This is a genomic window from Staphylococcus sp. GDY8P196P, from assembly GCF_017891705.1.
GTDB lineage: Bacteria > Bacillota > Bacilli > Staphylococcales > Staphylococcaceae > Staphylococcus > Staphylococcus ureilyticus.
The window spans coordinates 1-759 of record NZ_JAESJS010000041.1; the positions used below are offsets into that span (position 1 = coordinate 1).

Genomic DNA, 759 nt, shown 5'->3' on the forward strand with positions numbered 1-759 from the left:
GGCACCTTCAACGAAGGTAGCCATGGTTAAAGTAATTAAAGCTTTTAAACTTAAACCTGACTGCCATTGTACATCGAAATATCTGAATAACCTCATTGAGCAAGATCACCGTCATATTAAAGTAAGAAAGACAAGATATCAAAGTATCAATACGGCAAAAAATACACTCAAAGGCATTGAATGTATTTACGCTCTATATAAAAAGAACCGCAGATCTCTTCAGATCTACGGATTTTCGCCATGCCACGAAATTAGGGATATGTTAGCCAGTTAAGGGAACAACGACATGATAAAATGGTAGTTAGCTATATTTTTCTAACTTTGCAACAGAACCCCTAAAAAAAATTCAAAATCTTTCAGAGAAGCTGTTAAAGGAATTTTTAAGTTCACAGATATTAACTTAGCGCGTGAGGCTAAAAATCGATTGATTCATGATTATATCGATCAACCAAAATATTCAAAAGCTTGCGCATCATTGGATGATGGATTCGAAGACGCCTTTCAATATACCGTACAAGGAAATTCCCACAATCGACTAAAGAGTACCAATCTAATTGAACGACTGAATCAAGAAGTACGCAGAAGAGAAAAGATTATTCGCATCTTCCCCAATCAAACATCAGCCAATCGCTTAATTGGAGCCGTTCTTATGGACCTACATGATGAATGGATTTATTCTTCAAGAAAATACATCAATTTTGATAAGTAGAAATGGTAAAAACATTGTATAGCATTTTACACAGGAGTCTGGACTTGACT

The 759-nt window shown here is 35.3% G+C and carries 1 protein-coding gene and 1 pseudogene; both read left to right on the forward strand.

Features of this window, described 5'->3' with window-relative positions:
* A partial coding sequence (locus KA814_RS13525) for a DDE-type integrase/transposase/recombinase (RefSeq protein ID WP_210122803.1) occupies nucleotides 1–274 on the forward strand: 274 nt, incomplete at its 5' end.
* A gap of 60 nt (nucleotides 275–334) precedes the next feature.
* Nucleotides 335–709 (forward strand): annotated as a pseudogene (locus tag KA814_RS13530) (IS256 family transposase); the annotation flags it as partial.
* Between the last annotated feature and the right edge of the window lie 50 nt (nucleotides 710–759).